Below are 16,586 nucleotides of genomic sequence, written 5' to 3'. Positions count from 1 at the left end.
ACCTATACATTTCTCAAACTAATTATGCCTTGATTTAAGCACACCACGAACTGCGATCTCTTGAACTACTCGGAAGCGCCTACCCCGGATCCAACCGACAGAATTAGGATAAAGGTTATATGATTTTCAAGCAGATATTTGAGAACTATGAAACGTATCAAGCAATTGTCCAGTGATATTTTGCCCTCCGCTCTGATTTTCCCGATGAACTGAATTACATTCGCTTACCTATTTTGAGTAACTTCTGCTATATTCACTCGCCAACAAGAAATGAAAGCACATTCCGAATCATCATTTTAGACGGAAAATTACAAGAACAATCAATGCTATCAGGACGCAAATATGTCAGAGTTTATTTATGTGTTAACCGTTATTTATTTTATTTTTGTTGTTAAAGAGGCCGAAGGGGAGAACATCGCTGCATTTTGTCTTCGTGTCTTACCAGGCATTTGGTCGCCTATACAAAAATCGTATGCAAATCTACGCGATCGTTTCTTTAGTTTAATCAACTTTAAACCGACTAGCTTCGCATAAAACAGCGCATTGGGTACTTACTGAAAAAAATGGCTGAATCAAAAACTTACCTGAATGTGCCGTATGCTCAAAAAGATGCGGCTAAAGCGCTCGGCGCAAGATGGGATCCTGCCCAAAAGAAATGGTATGTCCCAGGCAATAAAGACATATCACTTTTTGCGCAATGGCAATCACAAGACGCAGCACCCAAGTCGACTGTGGCTTCCGATACTGGATCGGCTTCATCCAAAAGAAGCCACACAACTAATAACGTCGGCTCGGGCGTTATTACCTATGCAACAGATAAAGACTTTGTAGCCTATAGCGGTGATGAGCCGCCATGGGAATAAACTTATCTTGTGAAAATAAACAAAATATACTCATCGAAAAATCAAAATTCGGCACCTGGATGACCCTCAAAAGTCGCCGTGAACCCAGAACCCAGAACCCAGAACCCAGAACCCAGAACCCAAATTATCTAAGACAATTAACCATGGCCAATGGGCTATGGAATTTAGGTGCAGGATGAATACGTCCATATAGACTCTATGCCGGTCCCTCACCTAGCGTTAGGTGAGGGACCGATCACCCCGGCGCCTCCTTAAGCATTGCCGAAATTTGAAGTGCAAAAGGCACAACCTCCCGCAACACTGAGCTTTGTAATTCTTTTCACTTGTCGCCACCGAGCAAAGAAACTCAGAAAACAACAGCAAATAAAGCCACTCGAAGCTCGTAATCAAATTGATCGATTTTGTGCCGCTATCGATTTACTGCTAACCTTCAGGCTTTAAAAAGTAACCATGGATCCATTGTGAATAGCTGTTCCGTTCAAGCCATTGCCAAACAAAGCCGTCTTGCGGCACGTCAATTATCATCGACATCAGAGTCACTGCGTAATCTTGCACTTTCAAAAATGGTCGACTCGCTTCAATCAGCTAAACGCCGAGTTTTAGAAGTCAATGCCGAAGAAGTCGAAAAAGCTCGGCAAGCCGGGCAGTCCAATGCATTGGTCAAACGTTTGACGATCGACGATAAAGTTTTTCAATACATGATATCCAGGCTAAATGAAGTCGCTCGGAGACCGGACCCTTTGAATCGCGTACTCGAAGGCCATACCAATCCCGCCGGGCTTCAGGTGTTTAAAAAATCGGTACCGCTTGGCGTCATCGGTATCATTTACGAATCCAGGCCTAATGTCACCACCGACGCAGCCGGGGTCTGTATCAAAAGCGGTAATGCCGTCATCTTGCGAGGCGGATCGGAAGCACTGCAAACCAACATGCTCCTGGCAGATGCTATGATTGAAGGCGCTGTAGCTGCAGGACTTCCGGAACATGCGATACAGATTATCCGTATGCCAGGCCATGAAGCTGTTGGAGAACTGCTCATGATGGACGACTATGTGGACGTGTTGATTCCGCGCGGCGGCAAGGACTTGATCAAACGTATCGCCGAAGGTACCCGAATTCCTGTCATCAAACATTACGACGGCATCTGTCATCTCTATATCGCGGCAGACGCGGACCCTGCTCAAGCGGTCGATCTAGCGATCAATTCGAAATGCCAAAGCATTCAAGTCTGTAACGCACTTGAAACCTTATTGATCGACCAAAAATGCGCGGAACAAATGCTACCGCTGCTTCAGGCGGCATTTGACGCAAACAATATCGAACTACGCGGCTGCGAAAAGACACAAAAGCTCTTACCAGGCATTGCCCCAGCGACAGAAGAAGATTGGCATAGCGAATATCTGGCGCCGATACTTTCAATAAAAATCGTCAACGGCATCAACGAAGCGATTGATCATATCAATCACTATGGGTCGGGGCATACCGATGTCATTGTTACGCAAAGCCTTAACATGGCTCAACAATTCGAGCATCAGGTTGATTCAGCCTCGGTATTGATCAATGCTTCCACAAGATTATCGGGAGGTGGCGACTACGGCTTGGGATCAGTAGTCGGCATCAGCACCGACAAATTACACGCCCGCGGCCCGGTTGGGCCGGATGAACTGACAACCTATAAATGGGTAGCCTATGGCAATGGCCATTTGAGGAATTAACCTGAAAAGGGCAGTTGGCATGTGTTGTAGACCGTTCGTGCTGAGCCAAGTCGAAGCATGAAGGACCTACAACACTTTCACCGGCCTGGTGAAGCCTCAAACTACCCTTCACCCTTCGACAGGGCTCAGGGCGAACGGTAGCTTGAGGATCTCAACTGCTCTTTTTAAGATTAACCGATACCCAGCGTAGATTAAATTCGGCGCCGGGGCTGTTCATGTAGGCCCTATGCCAGCATGGAGCTGGTATAGGAAATAACTGGAGTCAGAGCAAAATTAAATGCCTAACATTGCGCTCAACCGCAAGCCGGAAATTGTTAAACCGACTGGATCGTGATAATTTTGGACAGCATTTTGGAAAAACAACAAAAAAGGCTTAGTCGAAACCGACTAAGCCTTTGAATTTGTTGGAGCTGGTGATGGGACTCGAACCCGCGACCGGCTGATTACAAATCAGCTGCTCTACCAACTGAGCTACACCAGCGAAGAAGCCGAAATTATACAGAACATTTTTTTTGCTGCAAGTATTTTTTATTTTTCTTTATTATTTATGGATCATTTGAACAGGCACCCGGCACCCAAGCACTTGTTTTACCGGTGATATGATAGGCAGCCAATCCTAGCCATTCTCGGACGCCATAAGTCAATTGTTCTAAATTTTCGCCGAACGCAAAACCGAGACTTGTCGATTCGCCCGGCACTGTCCAGTGATCGACCGGATACGGAATGACCGGCCAATCGACCCGACAAAACACGCCTACCGCTCTAGACATATGTGAAGCGCTGGTGATTAATAACCATTTTTCACCTTTTTTCGGCTTTACCCATTCTTTGCCCAGCAAGGCATTTTCATAGGTGTTTCTCGAGCGCCGTTCGAATTCGATTTTCCCAACATCGAGGCCTTGCTGCTCGAAAAGTTGCGAGGCTATGTCAGCTTCCTGAAAATTCTTATCCTGCTTACTACCCAATCCTCCGGTAAAGACTAATCTTGCATCAGGATATTTTCTAGCCATCTGCATGAAGGTCAACGCGCGTTCCGAATAAGCTTTTAGCTCGACCTGTTGCCAGGCATAGCTGGCGTCGATTTTTTCAGCGCCAGCGAGCATAATGATGCCGTCCAAATGCTCCGGCAACGGCGGGTTCGCCGGAAATTTTGTTTCCAAAGGAAGCAGCAGCCAACTACCGACCGGAAATAAAGTAATCATCCAGCATAAGAAAACCAAGGCACTGAACCCATAAAGCGCTATTTGTTGGTAGCCCGACCAAAACAACCCGCAAACCAGAGTCAGCAAAATCAACAACAAATGATCCGGAGCAAATAAGTCCCAAACCAGTTTCGACACCCAATAAAAGGCCGAATCCATCGTCATGAGCACCGATTAGCCCATTAAATAATCGACAACGATACCTGTAAACACAGCCAAACCGAACCAGTTATTATTGAGAAACGCTTTAAAGCAATCGGCTTTTTCGCGATGAACAATCAGCTTCTGTTGATAAACCGAAAATCCGGCGGCAGCGGTTAGCCCCACATAATAAATCCAGCCCATTTGTTCAAATCGACCGACAATAACCAACAGCATCAAAATAACGATCTGCAAGCCGCCAATAATCTCCCTATCTTTATCGCCGAATAGTATCGCGGTCGATTTCACACCGATTTTTAAATCATCATCTTTGTCGACCATCGCATACATAGTGTCGTAAACCAAGGCCCATAAAATCACGGCTAGATATAATACCCACGACGCTAACGGCAAACTTTGCGTTTCGGCGGCATAAGCCATCGGCACGGCCCAACCGAAAGCCATGCCCAAAAAGGCTTGTGGCAAATGGGTATAGCGCTTCATAAATGGGTAGACGGCAGCTAGAATAGCACCGCCAATAGATAGCAAAATAGTCATCGTATTCAGTAATAAAACCAAACCGAATGCGATAAGGCTCAATACGACGAAGAGCGCCAATGCCTCCTTAGGCCGCACCTCTCCGGTAGCGATCGGGCGCTGTTTGGTGCGCTCGACATGAGGATCGAATTCGCGATCGGCATAGTCATTGATCACGCAACCAGCCGCTCGCATCAAAATGACACCTAACACGAAAACGGTCAAAATTTTCAAATCCGGCGAACCGCTCGAGGCTAACCAAAGCGCCCACAGTGTGGGCCATAAGAGTATCAATATACCGATCGGGCGATCGAATCGGGTCAGGCGCCAATAAAGTTTTGCCCTGTCGACGATAGTTTGAGTATTCAATGACTTACCTTTTTGTCCTAAGTATGTTAAAAAATGCCGGAAAGGCGAATCGATTACAACGAAACCCCAGCCTTGAAGCCGGCGAGCCTTACTCTTTAAAAAAATTAAGCGACCTCTTTAGAAAGACGCTTCGTTTCCCATCTGCCGCCCGCATAAATGATGTTATCATAACGTTTCCTGATTAATTACGAGCTTCAGCTAAAATCGGAATCTTATCCGGCACATGAATTCTGCTCCCTAGATAAACATTACCGGAGACAAGATTGCATGGATGAGACCCTATCCAGTATTGTACTTCCCTGTTCACTAGATACGGGCAATCCATGCCGTTATGACGGGTAACTTGGGTCTTGTCGATTTGGCTGAAAGTTCTACGTAATTAGGTAATGTTTTAAACTTGGAGCATGGCCAATAACGATGACTGTCAAAATTTATCATAATCCCCGTTGCAGCAAATCGCGTCAAACCTTGCAAATTCTGCAGGACAAAGGTCTCGATATTGAAATAATCGAATACTTAAAAACCCCGCCTACCGCAGATGAGTTAAACGAAATCCTCAATCTACTTGGCATCGAGCCGCGCGATTTGATGCGTAAAAACGAAAGCGAGTATAAGGAAACCGGCATGGACGATCCTTCGCTAGACCGACAAGCCTTGATAGCCGGCATGGTCGCAATGCCTAAATTGATCGAGCGACCGATCGTGCTAGCTAACGGCAAAGCGGCTATCGGACGTCCTCCCGAACACGTTCTGGAAATTTTATAACTTGTTCCGGCACGACATGGCTCACACTAATACCTAAGACCGGCCAATGACTGCAAAACATTATCACCGCATCGCCTTAGCCGGTTTTTTCGGGCTGTTTGGTTTGTTGATGGCCTGGCCTACCGTATTGACGCCGCCGGATCAACTGCCTACCGCATTGGTATTGCTGCTGAGCGTTTCGCCGTTATTATTGCCGATGCGAGGTTTACTCGCCGGCAAAACCAGAAGCTGTGCCTGGATGGCCTATATCAGCCTGATGTATTTTATCCACGGGTCGGTTGAAGCTTATGCCAATCCGCTGCAAAGGCCTTATGCATTACTGGAAGTGACCTTTAGCTTAATGCTATTTGTCGGCGCAAGCCTTTATGTCCGTTATCATAAAAAAAAGCCTTGATGCATGGCCGAGCAATTACCGTTACTTTTCGAACACAAGTTTAATCTGACCTTTGCCAATTTCTATCCGGGCAAAAACCGTGAAATTATCGGCCACCTGAAAGATTGTGTTTCCGGTACCGGAGAGCAGCAGATTTATCTTTGGGGCAATCTTGGCCTGGGCAAGAGCCATTTATTGCAAGCCTGCTGTCAATTGGCCCAGGAACTGAAAAAAACCACGTTTTACTATTCTTTCGCAGCGGAGGCTCTGCCCAGCACCGAAATTCTAAGCGGACTCGAAGATTACGAAGTCGTCTGCTTCGACAATATCGATGCGATTGCCGAAACCTCGGACTGGGAGCTCGCATTTTTCAATTTCTATAATCGCCACCGGGATCGTGGCTTTAAGTTAATACTGTCTTCGAATTGTCCGCCCAATTGGCTAACCATCCGACTGCCCGACCTGAAAACTCGGCTGAACTGGGGATTGACACTAAAACTTCAAGAACTGTCGGATCAAGAAAGCATTGAGGCTCTGGCCTTTAAAGCCAAACAAATGGGCTTTGAAATCAATCCCACGGTCGGCCGTTTTTTGCTGAATCATTATGCCCGAGACTTAGCCTCGTTGTGGCGCTTGCTCGATCGACTGGATCATGCAACGCTGGCCGCAAAACGTAAATTGACTCTGCCTTTTTTAAAACAATTTCTCAGTCAAGATGAAACCGATTAAAGTCCTTATCGTCGGCGCCGGCGCGATCGGCGGTTTTTACGGCGCATTACTGGCGAAAGCCGGCGCCGATGTATCGGTCGTATGCCGGTCCGAATTCAACCTGATCGATCAATCCGGCTATTCGATCGAAAGCCACGACCTGGGCGACTGGCACTTCAAGCCGCACCATGTCTTGCAACATTCCGAAGACTATCCGGAACAAGCCGATTTTGTCGTGCTCTGCACCAAGGCGATCGATGTATCGGAAAACCTCGAGCTCATCCGCCCCGCAGTTTCGAATAGCACCACGATCGTCTTTATACAAAACGGCGTTGAAACCGAACAAGCTTTCATCGATGCCTTTCCAGACAACGAAATCATCAGCGGCTTGGCTTTCATCTGTTGCAACAGAACCGGACCCGGACAAATAGCTCATTTGGCTTACGGCCGATTGACCTTGGGCAGCTTAACCAACACTATTAGCCCCAAAGCCGAACAGCTTGGCGACTTTTTCAATGCGGCCGGCATCGAATGCCGAATTACCGACGACATCATCGGCGCGCGCTGGCAAAAATGCGTTTGGAATGCGCCATTCAATCCGCTGTCGGTATTATCCGGAGGCTTGGCGACTCAAGACATTCTCAGCACACAAGAACCCTTGGTGCGAGGCATAATGCGAGAAGTTGTCGCGATAGCCTCGGCCTGCGGACACCCATTGGCCGAAGACATCATCGAACGCAATATCGCCAACACGCACACGATGCCGCCCTACAAAACCAGCATGCTGCTCGATTACGAACAAGGCCGTCCGATGGAAACCGAAGCGATACTCGGCAATGCGGTACATGCCGCGAGGCGAAAAGACGTACCCTGCCCGCACCTGGAAACGCTCTATGCCTTAATGAAATTGCGAGAATTGCAACTCGCTCAGGATCCGAACACCGATTAACACAAACACGGCGCCCAGCCCACTTGGCGGCCAACGAATCACCAAGGCATCGTCAACCCCTCGTATTTGATGAAACTACCGCTTTGCCGAAGCGAAAAGGCATCGATCATCTTACGCATGCCGGTGACGCTCTCGTAGGCATCGATCAATCCGTTCGGTCCGCCCATATCGGTCCTGACCCAACCCGGATGAAAAATCAGCACGCCTACCCCGCGATCCATCAAATCGATCGATACGCTTTTCATCGCGGCATTCAACGCAGCCTTGCTGGAACGATAAAAAATACTGCCGCCGCTGGAATTATCGGCAATGCTCCCCATTTGACTGCTCAATGCCACGATCAATTTTTTGTCGCTACGCTGAAGCTGTGGCAAAAAAGCCTCGCTCATTTTAACCGGCGCCTGCGTGTTGACCAGCAGGGTATGCGACCAAGCCTGATAATCCAAATTACCGAAGCCGCCTCCCGACTTATCGCCGTAAACGCCGGCATTATTGATCAAAACGTCGATGGTTTCATTGACCAGTCGCGCCGATAGATCATCGATTTGCGCAAAATCGGCGACATCCAAGGCTTCGATTCGAATACTCGCATGCCTCGCCGCCAAAGTCTGAAGTTTTTCGGATTTATCGGGATGCCGGCACGCCGCGATAACCTTGTCACCCGCCTCGGCATATTGACGGCAAAATTCCAAACCTAAGCCGCGATTGGCTCCGGTGACTAAAATAGTTTGCATGGTACTAACTCCTTATCGATGACAAATTTTTTATGATTTACAACCCTATGAATAAGCAAGGAATAACTTAGAATTTCGTGATAAATAACGTCCTTGAACTATGAGCTTTGTCGAGGGTACGGTAACTCGCTTGGCAGAACGCCGTAAATACGTCCATGTAAGCTTGACGGCGGCGACTGATTGCCAAGGATGGCATGAATGCAGATTTTGCAGGAGCAAAAATCTGCCCTGCCGCCGACACATAAAACCGTCGACATCCTGTTCGGAATACGCGTCAAACTCGAATTCAACGCGTAACTGCGGCAAGCGAAGCTTGCCCTACACACGATCGGAGGTGCTGTGCATACGGATCTTCAGCAACCTCCCTGATTCTTTTAATAACCATGTTTCGGCATTGACCGAATAGCCGTCGGGCAATAAAACCGGCAAATAATTTAACAGTGATCTTCATGAACGGTAAACTAACACAAATCAAGGTATTTCAGTCATTCACTTAGCAAGATTCGATATGCTCATTCTAACCGCAAGCGACATTCGAGACATGACCCGCCATGTTGGCCTTGAGCATTTTATTAAAAAAGCGACTAAGGCCTTGAAACAGGACTTTTCCCGCTGGGATTCATTCCACTTATCGCCGCGTCATGCTACCTATTATCCGCAAGGCGTCATTGAATTGATGCCCTGTGCCGATAACGAATTTTATACCTTTAAATATGTCAACGGACACCCCGGTAATATTAGAAACGGTAACCTCAGCGTTGCCGCGATCGGCCAAATCAGCGACGCAGGCAACGGCTACCCTTTGATGCTTTGCGACATGACCTTGCTAACCGCGATAAGAACTGCCGCTACCAGCGTACTAGCGGCAAGTTATCTCGCGCGGAGCGATGTCAAATCCTTGGCTATCATCGGTAGCGGCGCACAAGCGGAATTCCAGACGATCGCTTTCGCCGGGCACTATGCGCTTAAAACAGTCCGATATTACGATATCGACAGCCAGGCAATGTTCAAGTTTTCCCGAAACCTGGCCAATCGACCCTTCGAATTGAAGCCATGCGGCAGTATCGCCGAAGCCGCGCATGGCGCCGATATTATAACGACAGCAACAGCCGCCAAACATCGACAAACACTTTTCGCTTTTGAAGATATCGCGCTAGGCACACATATCAACGCAATCGGCGGCGACTGCCCCGGCAAAACCGAATTACCGGCGGAACTGCTAAGACAAGTCAAACTCGTCGTCGAATATACGCAGCAAAGCCTAATCGAAGGCGAAATTCAACAAGGAGATGCCGGATTGATCCATGCCGAATTAGCGGAGTTGGTTTGCGGAACGAAAATCGGGCGTGACAATGATCGAGAAATCACGCTATTCGATTCGGTAGGTTTCGCTCTGGAAGACTTTTCGATGCTTCGTATCGTCTACCAACTTGCTACCGAATTAAAGTTTGGCACCGAAATAGTCATGTTGCCCGAAGTAGACGACCCTAAAGATTTATTCGGTTTTTTGGCCTCCTGACAAGACTTCGCGTACCATTTGCTGTCGCCAGGCTACAGTCTCAATTCAACTCATCCCGGATCATCGGCTATTAGCATGGTTAATTTATTATTTTTCCCACCTAAGACATGAATACAATCAATTCCGAAAAACCCGCTTCTTCCACTAAGGTACCGCCTAAAATGCCCGGCGCGTTGCCACTGATCGGGCACATGCTCGACTTCGGCAAGAATCCCTTCAACTACATGATGAAGCTTAGAAATACGCTCGGCGAAATCGGCGAATTCCGCATGTTTCATCAACGCATGGTGCTGATGACCGGCCCCGAGGCGAACGAGGCGTTTTTTCGCGCGCCCGACACGCAACTCGACCAAAGCCAGGCCTATAAAATCATGACGCCTATTTTCGGCAAGGGCGTGGTTTTCGATGCACCGCCGGATAAAAAGGATCAACAACTGAAAATGCTGATGCCGGTGTTGCGCGATAAACCAATGCGCGGCTATGCGCAAATCATCGTCGCCGAAGTCGAGCAAATGGTTGCCGACTGGGGCGACAGCGGCGAGATCGATTTATTGGAATTCATGAAGGAATTGACGATTTACACGTCCAGCCACTGCCTGCTCGGCAACGAATTCCGCTATGAATTGAATGAAGAATTCGCCCAAATCTATCACGATCTCGAAAAAGGCGTGAATCCCCTCGCCTTCGTGTTTCCCTATTTGCCGCTGCCGGTCTTCCGCCGCCGCGACAAGGCGCGCACCAGGCTTCAGGAGCTGGTCACCGGCATCATTGCCAAGCGCGCGCAAAAAACCGAAAAGAGCGAAGACGCCTTTCAACTCTTGATCGACGCCCGATATGACGACGGCAGCAGCCTGTCGCCCCATGAAATTACCGGCATGCTGATCGGCACGATCTTCGCCGGACACCATACCACAGCAGGCACCGCTGCATGGACCCTGCTTGAGCTAGCACGCAGGCCCGAGCACATGCTAGCCGTATTGAGCGAACTGGATCAATTATTCGGCGCGGATGGTGAAATCACTTTTCAATCCCTGCGCGAAATGCCGCTGCTGGAAAATGTCATCAAAGAAGTCTTGCGTCTGCACCCGCCGCTGATATTCTTGATTCGCAAGGTCATGCAGGATTTTCATTTCAAGGATTACACGGTCAAGGCCGGGAAATATGTCTGCACGTCGCCGCGAGTATCGCATCGCATCGAGGAAATATTTTCCGAACCTGAAAAATTCGATCCCGAGCGCTATACCGAAGCGCGCCAAGAAGACGCCAAGCCGTTCAGCTGGATCGCGTTTGGCGGCGGCAAACATAAATGCACCGGCAATGCGTTCGCGATGCTGCAACTCAAAGCAATCATTGCCGTGCTGCTGCGCCGCTATACCTTCGAGTTGACTGACGCCAAAGACCATTATCAAGATGACTTTACGCAAATGGTGGTACAACCGGTATCGCCGTGCCGGGTTCGTTACCGCAAACGTCAAGCCATTGACGATACCGCGCCCCAAGCATCGGAAGCCGACACGGCCGAAAAAACCCCGACCGGAGAATCCTTTCGGATTATCATCGACCGGGAACTTTGCCAAGGCCACGCCACTTGCATGAGCGAGGCGCCTGAACTGTTCCAGGTCGATAACGACGGCAACTTGACCGTGTTACAAGAAAACCCGGCGCTGGATTTGTTGAACAAAGCCAAGCAAGCCGAAAAATATTGCCCGACCCAAGCCATTAAAATTCAATTAAAATAGAGAGCGACGATGCCTGCATATCCGAGAGAAGAACTGGAAGAAATGGTCGAACGCTGGCTTCAAGCCAACCGGGACGCCGAAAAAGAAGGCAATTGGCCCAAACACCTCGGCCCGATGTATACCGACGACGCCGAGTACCGTTGGAATATCGGCCCGAATGAAGAATTCGTCGCGCGCAGCCGTAAAGAAATCGAAGAATGGGCTTTGGGTGTGCAAATGGAAGGCTTCGAAGAATGGCGTTATCCCTATCACCGCATCCTGATCGACGAAAAAATCGGTGAAGTAATAGGCTTATGGACCCAAGTCTCTCCTGCTTCGCGCGATGACGGCACGCCTTATCAAGTCGAAGGCATCGGCGGCTCGTGGTTTCGTTACGGCGGCAATTATCAATGGGAATGGCAACGCGACTTTTTCGATCTGGGCAATGTGAAAGCCTTATTCTTCGAATTAGCCGCCGACGGCAAGCTCGACCCGGCCGTCAAACAGAAAATCGGCAAGTTGGCCAAAGGCCAGTTGTTGCCGGGTCATGAGCGCCTGCGTAAACCGCCTAGCTTCGGGAAAAAACTGAAAGGTTTCTTTGCTATGGTGCGAATCGCTTTATTCAATCGTTGAAATATAATTACTCACGCAAAGGCACCGTGGCGATTTCCGCCCCTTCCTTTGGCAGGATTTAGTAGGACGGGTTAAAAACCCGTCCTACAGAGTACGATGCAGACCCCCTTCTTTAGCGTGCCGGCTTCCGTATACTATAAACTCAACACTTCAGGTAATATTCACACTTGAAGCCTATAATTGCGCGAGCCAATGAACCAACGATACCGAAAATAGAGCGCTCCACGAAATCAATTAAATAGCTTCGCGATTTTCGTATATTTTTTGGACAAAATGCTTTTTATAGGTTCATTTCCAATTTTGTAATAAAAATAAAAAACCATGTTAACTGTAAAACCCGCTTGGAAAAAATGGCGTCTATTGAATGACCATGGACGACATATCTGGGCATTCAAGCCCGCCTCCGATCAAATCGACCAACACTTGCACAATGCCGAATCTGTTTCGGATGAGGAAATCGCACAATTCGCCGAAGATTTCCGCTTCGATTCGTCGATCAACCCGAATTCCGCCGACCAGGTCTATCGGCATTGCGCAATCAGCAATCAATATCAGCCTTTCGACGGCCTCTTACCGCAAGCAAAATACGCCGATGACCAAGCCGTTATCGATTCGCTCGTCAAAGGCATAAACTATTTTTCATACTTGCAATGCGAAGACGGACATTGGCCCGGCGATTACGGCGGCCCGCTATTTCTGTTGCCGGGCTTATTGATCGCTTCCTATATTAGCGGCACGCCATTCCCTAAGGCGCACCGCGAAATGATGAAGCTTTATATTTTCAACCATCAGAACTCAGACGCCGGCTGGGGCATGCATATCGAAGGTGAATCGACGATGTTCGGTACGGTCATGCAATATGTTTCGCTACGCATTCTCGGCGTAGATAAAGAGCACCCTGCCATCGTTAAGGCCCGGAACTGGATCAAAAACAACGGCGGGGCAGCCGGTGTTCCTTCCTGGGGCAAATTTTACCTGGCCGTGATGAATCTTTACGATTGGCGCGGCTTTAACAGCCTGTTTCCGGAAATGTGGTTACTACCGAAATGGCTGCCGATGCATCCGTCGCGCTACTGGTGTCATTGCCGAATGGTGTACCTGCCGATGGCCTATTGCCAGGCGCACCGGATTCAAGCCCCCGAAGAAGAGCTGATACTAAGCTTGAGAGAAGAGCTTTATGAAAACTTCGACTCAATAGACTGGCCGAAACAACGCGATGCCGTATGCGACAAAGACCGCTACTATAAGCCGTCGGGCGTACTCAAATGGATGAATTTGTTCACTAACACTTACGAAAAATTCGCCAGCTCCCTGCTCAGAAAAAAAACGACGGATTACATTCTGAAATACCTCGACGCCGAAGATCAACAAACTCAATACATCGATATCGGTCCGGTCAGCAAGGCGATCAATTCGATCTGTATTTGGCATGCTTACGGCAAGGATTCCGACCGATTTAAACGCCATGTGGAACGCTGGTACGATTATTTATGGGTTGCCGAGGACGGCATGAAAATGAATGGTTACAACGGCTCGCAGCTTTGGGATACCACGTTGGCGACCCGGGCTATTTTGGAAAGCGACTTGGGCAAACGATTTCCGAAAACCCTCGAAAGAAGCTATCGTTTCATCGAACGCTCGCAAATCAAATCCGAACACCTGACTCATGCCGAGTTCTTCCGCCACCCGATGATCGGCAGTTGGCCGTTTTCGACAGCAGACAACGGCTGGCCGGTGTCGGATTGCACTGCGGAAGGCTTAAGCGCGGCTTTGGCCATACACCATTCCGGTCTGGTTGAAGCGGTTATCGACGAGCAGCGGATGAAACAAGCTATCGACATCATTCTATCTTATCAAAATACAAACGGTGGCTGGTCGACTTATGAATTGACGCGCGCGCCTCGATGGCTGGAAAAACTCAACCCCTCTGAAGTATTTGCCGATATAATGATCGACTATTCCTGGACGGAATGCAGCGCCGCTTGCCTAATTTCGCTGATGGAGAGTCAAGAAGATTATCCGACCTATAAAAACGATGAGATAAGCAAAGCGATAAACGCCGGGATCGGCTTTATAATTAAGCAACAAAAGGCCGATGGTTCTTGGTATGGCGGATGGGCCGTTTGCTTTACCTATGCGACTTGGTTTGCCGTAGAGGCGTTGAGTAAGGCGCACAATAAAGGTTATTTCGATGATAAGGTTTTAGCCGACAGCATCAACAAAGCTTGCGCTTTTTTAGTTAGCAAGCAAAAAGCCGATGGCGGTTGGGGAGAAAGTTTTAAATCGTGTTCCGAATTGGTTTATACCGAAGCCGAGACTTCACAATCGGTCAATACCGCATGGGCACTATTGGCTTTGCTGTCAGGCGATTTTCAAGATAAATCGATTATCGACAAAGGTATCCGCGTTTTATTGAACAAACAAACCGAGCTAGGCGACTGGCCTCAAGAAAATATTTCCGGCGTATTTAACTATAATTGCATGATAACTTATGCAAATTATCGGAATATTTTCCCTATTTGGGCGTTGAATCGATATAGTAGGATTCATAGTTTAAGGATGTTAGAAAAATGATGATGGGTACCAAGTAACTAAAGATGGAATCTAATTTCGACATTTGCATTATCGGCGCAGGCATGGCAGGCGCGACTATCGCTGCTTACCTAGCGCCCAAGGGCATCAACATTGCTTTGATCGATCACTGCTACAAGGAGAAAAAACGGATCGTCGGCGAGCTTTTACAGCCCGGTGCCGTATTATCGCTGGAACAATTAGGTCTCGGGCATTTATTAAACGGCATCGACGCACAACCGGTCGAAGGCTATGCTCTGCTGCAAGGCAATGATCAAACGACCATACCTTATCCGTCGCCCAATCATGGCATGGGCTTACATAACGGCCGCTTTCTGCAACAAATTAGAGCCGCAGCCTTACAAAACTCATCGGTTACACAAATTCGAGGTAAAGCCTTGAGTTTATTGGAGAACGACCAAAACGAAATTATCGGTGTGAATTACCGCGATTCGGTTTCGAACGAGATCAAATCTATTTATGCGCCGTTAACCATTACCAGCGACGGTTTTTTTTCTAATTTTAGAGAGTTTCTCAGCAACAACGAAAAAACCGTTACCTCTTACTTTATCGGTTTGATTTTAAAAGACTGCGAAACCCCTGTGCCCAAGCATGGCCATGTGTTTTTGTCGGGGCCGACACCATTCATTTGTTATCCCATTTCCAGTAATGAAGTCAGACTTTTAATCGACTTTCCAGGCGACCAATTTCCCAGAAAGGCATTCCTGCAGGCGCATTTAGAAACGAATGTAACGCCTTACATTCCGGTAGGCATGCAGACAAGCTACCAATATGCCCTACAAGAAGACCGGCTTAAGGTCATGCCCAATCACTACATGGCGGCGAAACCAAAAATACGTAAAGGCGCGGTCATGCTCGGCGATGCGTTGAACATGCGTCACCCTTTAACCGGCGGCGGCTTGACGGCGGTATTTTCAGACATACAAATATTGAGCGCGCATTTATTGGCTATGCCAGATTTCAATAACACCGATTTGATCTATCAAAAAATCGAAGCATACTACCGCGACCGACAATACGCCAACGCCAACCTTAACATTCTTGCTAACGCGCTTTATGGCGTGATGTCCAACGATTTACTCAAAAATGCGGTATTCAAATATCTGCAACGTGGCGGAGTAAACGCGAAAGAATCGATTGCGATATTGGCCGGCCTGAACAAAAATCATTATTCATTGATGAAGCAATTCTTTTTTGTCGCACTTTTCGGCGCTTATACTTTAGTGCGCGAAAATATTAGCAACCTACCCAAGGCCACTAAAATATTATCGGATGCGTTGACCATTATTAAGCCTCTGGCTAAAAACGAACTATCGCTAGTGGGCATTTTTAACGATTATTTCAAGCGTTATAGATTTTCCGATAAATAACTTCTTGAAGTTTTGAGCTTAGTCGAAAGTTCGGAGCCTACCAATAGAACAACCGAATCCTCAATAAAATTGGAAAGTCATATCGCCCCGCAAGGCGGGGGGCTTGACGGTTATAGCAGCCCCAAGGGCTGCCATTGTTAAGCTTTTCTTTTGCGGTTTCATTAAAAACCACCGTTATCATCAGACCCATTGCCTTCGATATTGCACTTTTCCCTTTGATGTATCCTACCACTTTTCCACTACCAACCTCCGGCTACCCTAAACAGCGCAGCTCGAATGGAGCATAGCGCAATCCGGGAAGTTCGGTGCCACGTAAGTCCCGTATTTCGCTACGCTGTATACGGGCTACATGCTTTATTAGCCACTTGGGAAAAAACGGATGTGGATTTGGCCATTTT

Annotated in this window: 14 protein-coding genes and 1 tRNA gene; 11 read left to right on the top strand and 4 right to left on the bottom strand. The window is 48.0% G+C overall.

All coding sequences use genetic code 11. The features are described from left to right. The first annotated feature begins 563 nt into the window (after window positions 1-563). Entirely contained in the window at window positions 564-863 is a 300-nt protein-coding gene (locus ACRJJO_RS09655) for a DUF5710 domain-containing protein (protein ID WP_404359966.1), read from the top strand. A 461-nt stretch (window positions 864-1,324) separates the two neighbouring features. After that, a complete protein-coding gene (locus ACRJJO_RS09650) occupies window positions 1,325-2,578 on the top strand; it encodes a glutamate-5-semialdehyde dehydrogenase (RefSeq protein ID WP_431065568.1) in 1,254 nt (417 codons plus the stop codon). A 405-nt stretch (window positions 2,579-2,983) separates the two neighbouring features. On the opposite strand, the gene ACRJJO_RS09645 is transcribed toward ACRJJO_RS09650, so the two are convergent. The 3 genes from ACRJJO_RS09645 to ubiA all read right to left on the bottom strand — a co-directional run bounded on the left by ACRJJO_RS09645 (window position 2,984) and on the right by ubiA (window position 4,827). Then, window positions 2,984-3,059, bottom strand: a tRNA-Thr gene (locus ACRJJO_RS09645). A 64-nt stretch (window positions 3,060-3,123) separates the two neighbouring features. After that, the gene (locus ACRJJO_RS09640) at window positions 3,124-3,945 is read right to left on the bottom strand and encodes a YdcF family protein (RefSeq protein WP_431065567.1); all 822 of its coding nucleotides are present in this window, start codon (window positions 3,943-3,945) and stop codon (window positions 3,124-3,126) included. Between the two features lie 9 nt (window positions 3,946-3,954). Next, a complete protein-coding gene (gene ubiA, locus ACRJJO_RS09635) occupies window positions 3,955-4,827 on the bottom strand; it encodes a 4-hydroxybenzoate octaprenyltransferase (RefSeq protein ID WP_431065566.1) in 873 nt (290 codons plus the stop codon). 417 nt (window positions 4,828-5,244) lie between these two features. On the opposite strand from ubiA, the gene arsC reads away from it, so the two are divergent. From arsC to ACRJJO_RS09615, 4 genes are read left to right on the top strand one after another with little or no spacing between them, the layout of a single operon-like run. After that, complete coding sequence (gene arsC / locus ACRJJO_RS09630) at window positions 5,245-5,592, top strand: arsenate reductase (glutaredoxin) (RefSeq protein WP_431065565.1); 348 nt, start codon at window positions 5,245-5,247, stop codon at window positions 5,590-5,592. Between the two features lie 46 nt (window positions 5,593-5,638). Further along, complete coding sequence (locus tag ACRJJO_RS09625) at window positions 5,639-5,986, top strand: DUF2069 domain-containing protein (protein ID WP_431065564.1); 348 nt, start codon at window positions 5,639-5,641, stop codon at window positions 5,984-5,986. Between the two features lie 3 nt (window positions 5,987-5,989). Beyond that, window positions 5,990-6,694 (top strand): DnaA regulatory inactivator Hda, encoded by a 705-nt coding sequence (hda, locus tag ACRJJO_RS09620; RefSeq protein ID WP_431065563.1) that lies wholly within the window; start codon window positions 5,990-5,992, stop codon window positions 6,692-6,694. Beyond that, window positions 6,681-7,622, top strand: a complete 942-nt coding sequence (locus tag ACRJJO_RS09615; RefSeq protein ID WP_431065562.1) for a ketopantoate reductase family protein — start codon at window positions 6,681-6,683, stop codon at window positions 7,620-7,622. Before hda ends, ACRJJO_RS09615 begins: the two co-directional genes overlap by 14 nt. 38 nt (window positions 7,623-7,660) lie before the next feature. Here the strand turns inward: ACRJJO_RS09615 and ACRJJO_RS09610 are convergent, their stop codons facing one another. Then, window positions 7,661-8,356 carry an SDR family oxidoreductase gene (locus ACRJJO_RS09610; RefSeq protein WP_431065561.1) on the bottom strand — a complete coding sequence of 232 codons (696 nt, stop codon included), beginning with the start codon at window positions 8,354-8,356 and terminating at the stop codon, window positions 7,661-7,663. Between the two features lie 508 nt (window positions 8,357-8,864). Here ACRJJO_RS09610 and ACRJJO_RS09605 point away from each other — a divergent pair. From ACRJJO_RS09605 to ACRJJO_RS09585, 5 genes are all read left to right on the top strand, one after another. Continuing rightward, the gene (locus ACRJJO_RS09605; RefSeq protein WP_431065560.1) at window positions 8,865-9,875 is read left to right on the top strand and encodes an ornithine cyclodeaminase; all 1,011 of its coding nucleotides are present in this window, start codon (window positions 8,865-8,867) and stop codon (window positions 9,873-9,875) included. 107 nt (window positions 9,876-9,982) lie between these two features. Further along, window positions 9,983-11,614, top strand: a complete 1,632-nt coding sequence (locus tag ACRJJO_RS09600) for a cytochrome P450 (RefSeq protein WP_431065559.1) — start codon at window positions 9,983-9,985, stop codon at window positions 11,612-11,614. Window positions 11,615-11,623: 9 nt separating this feature from the next. Continuing rightward, on the top strand, window positions 11,624-12,226 hold the full coding sequence (locus ACRJJO_RS09595; protein ID WP_431065558.1) for a nuclear transport factor 2 family protein: 603 nt from the start codon (window positions 11,624-11,626) through the stop codon (window positions 12,224-12,226). Window positions 12,227-12,547: 321 nt separating this feature from the next. Continuing rightward, window positions 12,548-14,800 carry a terpene cyclase/mutase family protein gene (locus ACRJJO_RS09590; protein WP_431065557.1) on the top strand — a complete coding sequence of 751 codons (2,253 nt, stop codon included), beginning with the start codon at window positions 12,548-12,550 and terminating at the stop codon, window positions 14,798-14,800. 23 nt (window positions 14,801-14,823) lie between these two features. After that, entirely contained in the window at window positions 14,824-16,188 is a 1,365-nt protein-coding gene (locus tag ACRJJO_RS09585; protein ID WP_431065556.1) for an FAD-dependent monooxygenase, read from the top strand. Window positions 16,189-16,586 lie beyond the last annotated feature (398 nt).

The sequence above is a fragment of the Methylotuvimicrobium sp. genome (assembly GCF_050611805.1).
Lineage (GTDB): Bacteria > Pseudomonadota > Gammaproteobacteria > Methylococcales > Methylomonadaceae > Methylotuvimicrobium.
The sequence above is the reverse complement of the archived record's forward strand: the minus strand, read 5'-3'. Positions and strand labels throughout refer to the sequence as shown.

Coding starts and splice junctions, on each gene's coding strand:
- hda (WP_431065563.1), top strand. CDS start 5,990: ATGGCCGAGCAATTACCGTTACTTTTCGAACACAAGTTTAATCTGACC.
- ACRJJO_RS09600 (WP_431065559.1), top strand. CDS start 9,983: ATGAATACAATCAATTCCGAAAAACCCGCTTCTTCCACTAAGGTACCG.
- ACRJJO_RS09655 (WP_404359966.1), top strand. CDS start 564: ATGGCTGAATCAAAAACTTACCTGAATGTGCCGTATGCTCAAAAAGAT.
- ACRJJO_RS09590 (WP_431065557.1), top strand. CDS start 12,548: ATGTTAACTGTAAAACCCGCTTGGAAAAAATGGCGTCTATTGAATGAC.
- ACRJJO_RS09625 (WP_431065564.1), top strand. CDS start 5,639: ATGACTGCAAAACATTATCACCGCATCGCCTTAGCCGGTTTTTTCGGG.
- ACRJJO_RS09615 (WP_431065562.1), top strand. CDS start 6,681: ATGAAACCGATTAAAGTCCTTATCGTCGGCGCCGGCGCGATCGGCGGT.
- ACRJJO_RS09640 (WP_431065567.1), bottom strand. CDS start 3,945: ATGACGATGGATTCGGCCTTTTATTGGGTGTCGAAACTGGTTTGGGAC.
- ACRJJO_RS09605 (WP_431065560.1), top strand. CDS start 8,865: ATGCTCATTCTAACCGCAAGCGACATTCGAGACATGACCCGCCATGTT.
- ACRJJO_RS09585 (WP_431065556.1), top strand. CDS start 14,824: ATGGAATCTAATTTCGACATTTGCATTATCGGCGCAGGCATGGCAGGC.
- arsC (WP_431065565.1), top strand. CDS start 5,245: ATGACTGTCAAAATTTATCATAATCCCCGTTGCAGCAAATCGCGTCAA.
- ACRJJO_RS09595 (WP_431065558.1), top strand. CDS start 11,624: ATGCCTGCATATCCGAGAGAAGAACTGGAAGAAATGGTCGAACGCTGG.
- ACRJJO_RS09610 (WP_431065561.1), bottom strand. CDS start 8,356: ATGCAAACTATTTTAGTCACCGGAGCCAATCGCGGCTTAGGTTTGGAA.